Annotated in this window: 7 protein-coding genes and 1 pseudogene; all 8 read right to left on the reverse strand. The window is 64.6% G+C overall.

Translation table 11 applies throughout. From position 1 onward, the window contains the following. Positions 1 to 606 (reverse strand): hypothetical protein (locus Q0116_RS00500; RefSeq protein ID WP_297884499.1); only part of this gene is annotated, 606 nt, incomplete at its 3' end. After that, positions 599 to 1,861, reverse strand: a complete 1,263-nt coding sequence (locus Q0116_RS00505; RefSeq protein WP_297884500.1) for a baseplate J/gp47 family protein — start codon at positions 1,859 to 1,861, stop codon at positions 599 to 601. The genes Q0116_RS00505 and Q0116_RS00500, both read right to left, overlap by 8 nt. Then, the gene (locus Q0116_RS00510; protein ID WP_297884501.1) at positions 1,862 to 2,176 is read right to left on the reverse strand and encodes a hypothetical protein; all 315 of its coding nucleotides are present in this window, start codon (positions 2,174 to 2,176) and stop codon (positions 1,862 to 1,864) included. It lies immediately after the preceding gene. Positions 2,177 to 2,231: 55 nt separating this feature from the next. After that, a complete protein-coding gene (locus Q0116_RS00515) occupies positions 2,232 to 2,912 on the reverse strand; it encodes a hypothetical protein (RefSeq protein WP_297884502.1) in 681 nt (226 codons plus the stop codon). Beyond that, positions 2,912 to 3,790 (reverse strand): hypothetical protein, encoded by an 879-nt coding sequence (locus Q0116_RS00520; protein WP_297884503.1) that lies wholly within the window; start codon positions 3,788 to 3,790, stop codon positions 2,912 to 2,914. Before Q0116_RS00520 ends, Q0116_RS00515 begins: the two co-directional genes overlap by 1 nt. Continuing rightward, on the reverse strand, positions 3,787 to 4,134 hold the full coding sequence (locus Q0116_RS00525; protein WP_297884504.1) for a phage baseplate plug protein: 348 nt from the start codon (positions 4,132 to 4,134) through the stop codon (positions 3,787 to 3,789). The genes Q0116_RS00520 and Q0116_RS00525 overlap by 4 nt, the downstream gene beginning before the upstream one ends. Further along, positions 4,134 to 4,697 carry a hypothetical protein gene (locus Q0116_RS00530; RefSeq protein ID WP_297884505.1) on the reverse strand — a complete coding sequence of 188 codons (564 nt, stop codon included), beginning with the start codon at positions 4,695 to 4,697 and terminating at the stop codon, positions 4,134 to 4,136. The genes Q0116_RS00525 and Q0116_RS00530 overlap by 1 nt, the downstream gene beginning before the upstream one ends. Positions 4,698 to 4,701: 4 nt before the next feature. Next, positions 4,702 to 4,936, reverse strand: a pseudogene (locus Q0116_RS00535) (hypothetical protein); the annotation flags it as partial.

Consider the following 4,936-nt stretch of genomic DNA (forward strand, 5'->3'; position numbering starts at 1 on the left):
CTCTATTCGGGTGTGGGTCATGTCGTTCAGGATAGACAACTCCGAACCGACGACATCGGTTTGTACGCCGGCTACGTCGTCGAGTGTGAGCGTATCCTCGAGTTCCTCGGTCAATAGGATCCCGACACCGACGCCAGCGGCGACTGCGGCGTCGACGACATCGATGAATTGCGAACTCGTGATGTCGACAGTGGCGAGTTCGTTACGGACGTCAAGCAGGATTTGTGCCTGGGCGCGATCAAACGGCTCCTCAACGTTGACGTTCTCTACGTCGGTTGCGAGTAATAGCGCGACAATATCACGCACCTCCTCGACGGTTGCCGTCGTGATCTGCGACCGTAACGCCGCCTTCACACGAACACGGAACGCATCAACTGTCTCGTCTTGGCGCCGATTAAGTCCGAACAGGTCGGCGATCTTGTTGAGCGGCTCGCCAGTCGCCGTTTCAACGAATTTCTGTTTCTGTACCTCGGTGAGGGTTTGCTCAAACTCCTCATACTCGTTCGCGAACGCAGTCAGAAGGGCCTGCCAGACCTCTCCTTCCGAGTCGTATGGCGTTTTGAGAAGCTCCTCGAGTCGCTCTGCGGGCGTCTCGTCACTAGACATCTGTGACAGCCACCTCGTCGGTGCCGGTCATCGCGACCTCGAGGTCGCGGATCGTCACGTTCGACTCGCTCTGGGGCGGATCACCCGTTCCGAGATAGACGTCGGCCTGGACAACGCCCCGAACCTCCATCACGCGACGCTTCACCTGGTCGTAGATGACGTCTTCTCCGATTTCGAGGCCAGGATACTGGATGTCATCGTGAGCTTGTCCGCCGATATACCGGATAATCGAATTCTCGATCCGAGTCTCGCCATCATCCGGGAACGTCGAACTCGTCGTAAGATCGACGTCGACGTAGATGGTGATCCGATCGGCGCGTTCGAATGATTCGATTCGTTCACGACCGTCATCCATCGTCGCGATCCCCGAGAGCGAGCCATACGATTGGAGGCCAGCGCCACGACTCTCGAGGATGGCCTGTGCGATACTGTCATCGGCGACGTTCGGTGCGAGGACAACCACCTCGGGCCCGTACTCGTTGTTCTGGTCGTCACGCCGCTCTTCGACACGCACAGAGACGATATCCTCGTCGAACTGGAAGATCGACGCCTCCATCGCGGGCGGCGTCGACGATCCAGGTGCCGCGAATGTGTTCTCGTACCGCAGTTTGAACTCCGCGTCTGTCTCGCGGTCGCGGCCCTCAGCGAAACCAACGGTGGAATCACCGGTCGGCTTTGGGTTCGTCACGGCGTCGACGCCGGAAACAGGGTCTTCGAAGCGGATGATCGTTCCAGCTGCGACATTCGTCTCCTCACCGAGCCACCGTTCGTCGAGATCCGTCTGCCAGGGTTTGAGCCCCTCGACCGGCGCTATCACCGATGTCGCCCCCTTGGTAAGAGTGACACCCTCGGTCGTCTCAAAGGGAATCCGCGGGCGAGTCTCGGTCCGCTCGGTCGTGATAGTCGTCCCTGCCGAGATCGTGACGTCGCTCGGTGCCGGGTCACTGCGCGAGAACTCAACCTCGCCGGTCGCGGGGCGGGTCGGGATCCGTGAGAAGCCCGCCAACGCGAGTTGTTTGTCAAGCGCCTCGCCGCTCGCGTCCTGGTAGAAGCTCGCGTAGTAGGCACCCTCCGCTGCGGCCCACTGCCGCGCGAGTTCGATCGCAGTGGCGTCGATGATCTGGGTGATCGGCGAACTCGGACGGAGCTCGATGTCCTCGCCGAGCTCATTCTTGAAGATACGCTTCAGATCCTGTCGGATCGTATCGACGTGCTTCCGCTCGAAACTCCCGTCCTGCTGAACTCCGTAGGACATCTATCCGACCTCCGCAGCGAACTGGACGGTGTCGCTATCGAAGAGCGATACACCAACTATCACCTCGGCAACGCGTGCGCCCGGTTCGTTCCGCCCGATTTCGACGGAGTCCACTGCGTCGACGCGCTCGTCTCGGATCAGCGCCCGACGAATCTCCCGCTCCAGGATCGCGTCGGGGCCGCCGACCGCCTCGAAAAGGTCGAGACCGTGGTCCGGCGCGAACGGGTCCTCGCCGCGGACCGTCGAGAGTAGAATCTTGAGCTCCTGGACGGCGCCGCGCTGGCCGTCGAGGAACTCCGCTTTCTGATTCGGCATCGCGATATCGCCGTTCGATTCGACTCGGAGCGTTCGTTTGTATTTCATAATTCTCTCATGATGACTCTAGGTCGGTCGTTCCCGGGTCGATGACGTCGACCGTCTTCGTCGACGTCGAGCCGTCGGGCTGGGTGTCCTCGTACTCAAGCTCGGCGTCGGCATTGAGGACCGCCGCTGCGGATGCTTCGTCGCCGATCGTCACGGCGCCGGTCGCGTCCATCGCAATGACCTTTCCCGAGGTGTGCTCGACGCGGACGCGGCCGTCAGGGAACATCCGCAGTGCCGAGCCGTCGTCCTGGATGGCAATCTGGAACTCCCCATCCTGGTGGTCGGGGACGTCCATGTCGTCGAGCCAAATCTCCGGGAGGAAGACGCCGGCTTCGAGGGTGAACCGCCGCTCCCCTTCCGGCGCGACCTCGCCGGACGTCGCGAGCTGTTTCTCGATGGGCTCGCGAGCGTGGAAGAGGAGCCCCTCGTCGCCCTCCTGAACGGGGACGATCATCCCGGCGCTGTCGGTCGCGAACGGCGAGGCGATCGGGACGTTGTCGACGAGGGCGTTCCGATCGGCCTTCAGCTCGACCTCGGCCCGCCGGGTTGCCTCGTCGACGCCGACCACGATGACCGTCGACGTCGTGTAGATCCCGCGGACTGAGTCGTTGACGAACTTCCGCAGCGTCGCGACGATGTTTAGCCCGCCCGAATCGCCGCCATCGCCCTCGGGTACGTCGCGGGACATCAGCGCGTCACCCCAGTTCGGGCGCGGCCGCCACCGTACGTCGGCTGGTTCGCGGGCCGCGCCGCCTCGATCGGCGTACACTTCCCCCGGACGAGGTGGTCACCCGACTCGGTCGAGGACTGAAACTCGTACTCGTCGACTCTGTAGGCGCCCTCGAAGTCCTCGGTGTCGACGTAGACCGCGGCGCCCTTCTCGATCGCCGGTTCGAGCATCGCCTCGAACTCAAGCTTCTCGTCGACGTCGTCGTCCGGCTCCGTCGTGTCCTGGATCGAGAGCAGGGTGTTGTCGTACGAGAGCGTCGGCGCGTCGACCGTCTCCTGCGTCTGGGGGACGAAGTGAAGCCGGCCGCGAGAGGCGAACCACTCCCAGGCCGTCCCGGTCATGTCGGCGGCGTAGTCAAGCAACTCGTCGAGCCACGCTCGGACCTGCTGCTCGCGGGTCACCGAGTAGGCACCGTCGATCTCGTCACCGACGTCCTCGACAATCGGGGTCAGCCCGATCTCGCCAGCGATCGCCGAGACGATCTCGTCGGGGCGGCGGTTCCGCCAGCGCCCGGAGATCCTCGTCTTCGTCGCCGCCTCGGACTTGTCGATGCCCTTCAGCCGGTACGTCTTGTCGCGGCCGTCCCTCGAGGGCTTCGCCGTCTCGATCTTCCCGAGGCAGACCGTCGCGACATCGGCCTCGTCCCAGCCGAGGCGGATGCGGACGAGGTCTCCCTTGTCGATCCGGCTCCAGGAGTCCCGCGAGAGGTTCCACGTCTGGACGTCGAACTCGAGCGGGTCCTCCTTCGGCTTCCGGACCTTGATGTCGAGGTTGAGCCCGGTGAGGTCGACCTCGCCGGCCTCGACGCTGCGGACCTGGGTCCAGACGCGTGTCATCCGTCATCCTCCGGCGGTTTGCCCGACGGCCCCGGGACGAGGAACAGCTTCATGTCGTCGCCGAGGTTGTCGGGTGTGATCTCGGTCGCCTTCCCGGACGGGTCTGCGAAGTAGCAGACGAACCACGGGAGGTACTCGTACGGCCGGTACGGCGTCGCGACCGACTTCGTGATCCGGTACCCGCGGTTGACGTGCTCGAGCTCGACGGTCCAGCGGTCCATCACCGTGTTGTAGTCGAGCCGCGCGGCGATCCGGTTCCCGGGGAACGCCCGGGGCGTGAACTCGATGTGGATCGGCCGGCGCTCCGTCGCCCGCTCGTTCGGGATGGGGATGACTTCGCCCATCAGAAGAGCCCCGCGAGTCCGTCCTGGACGTCGCCCAGGAACTCGGCGATTCCGTTACTGTTCGTCGTTTCGTCGGTCGTTCCCGAGTCGTCGTCCTGGGGCTGCGCGACCGACGGCGAGGAGTCGTTCGCCGCCGTCCCCATGTCGCCGGACGGGGTCGATATCGAGATCTCCGTCGTCCCGACCGTCGCCTCCCGGACCTCGGCGAGCTCGATCGTCACCTTCCGGTGCGACCGGATGTTCCCCTCCCCTTCGACGGAGAGGTCCTCGAGCTTCGCGAGGTCGAGGGAGACGTGGTCGACCGACGCGGGGAACGGCTCCGTCGACTCCCGGAGCCGCTTCAGCTCTCGGAGCTCGGAGTCGTCGACCCACGCCTCGATCGACGCGGAGAGGGGCTCGGTATCGACGTACGAGTCGTACTCGAAGCCCTCCTCGGTCGTCTTCGACGGGGCGTTCCAGCCCCCGCTGCCGTCGACGCGCGTTACGCCGGCGAGGACGATGTCGCCGACCGTGACGACGTCTGCCGTGTCGTTCGATCCGTCTCTCGGTCCTGTGAGTGCCATGATTCTAAGCCTCCGATAGAGTCTGCTTGAGCAGGAGCTCCAGCTCCGCGAGCGCGTCCTCGCCACCGTTCCGCGTCGCCTCGCGGACCATCTGGCGAATCTCCTCGCGGTCGCTCGCGTTCCCGAACTCGTTCGTCTGCTCGAGGACGATCTGGATCGGGCCGCTCCCGCCGGCGGCGGGCCCGCCGCCGAGCGCGGCAGCCGGGCCGCCGGAGCCACCGATGGCGCCGACGAGCGTC

Origin of the sequence: uncultured Halorubrum sp., assembly GCF_937146585.1 — an archaeon.
Classification (GTDB): domain Archaea; phylum Halobacteriota; class Halobacteria; order Halobacteriales; family Haloferacaceae; genus Halorubrum; species Halorubrum miltondacostae.

Excerpts from the sequence above, each read along its gene's own strand:
- Q0116_RS00520 (WP_297884503.1), bottom strand. The coding sequence starts at position 3,790 with ATGACACGCGTCTGGACCCAGGTCCGCAGCGTCGAGGCCGGCGAGGTC.
- Q0116_RS00530 (WP_297884505.1), bottom strand. The coding sequence starts at position 4,697 with ATGGCACTCACAGGACCGAGAGACGGATCGAACGACACGGCAGACGTC.
- Q0116_RS00515 (WP_297884502.1), bottom strand. The coding sequence starts at position 2,912 with ATGTCCCGCGACGTACCCGAGGGCGATGGCGGCGATTCGGGCGGGCTA.
- Q0116_RS00510 (WP_297884501.1), bottom strand. The coding sequence starts at position 2,176 with ATGCCGAATCAGAAAGCGGAGTTCCTCGACGGCCAGCGCGGCGCCGTC.
- Q0116_RS00525 (WP_297884504.1), bottom strand. The coding sequence starts at position 4,134 with ATGGGCGAAGTCATCCCCATCCCGAACGAGCGGGCGACGGAGCGCCGG.
- Q0116_RS00505 (WP_297884500.1), bottom strand. The coding sequence starts at position 1,861 with ATGTCCTACGGAGTTCAGCAGGACGGGAGTTTCGAGCGGAAGCACGTC.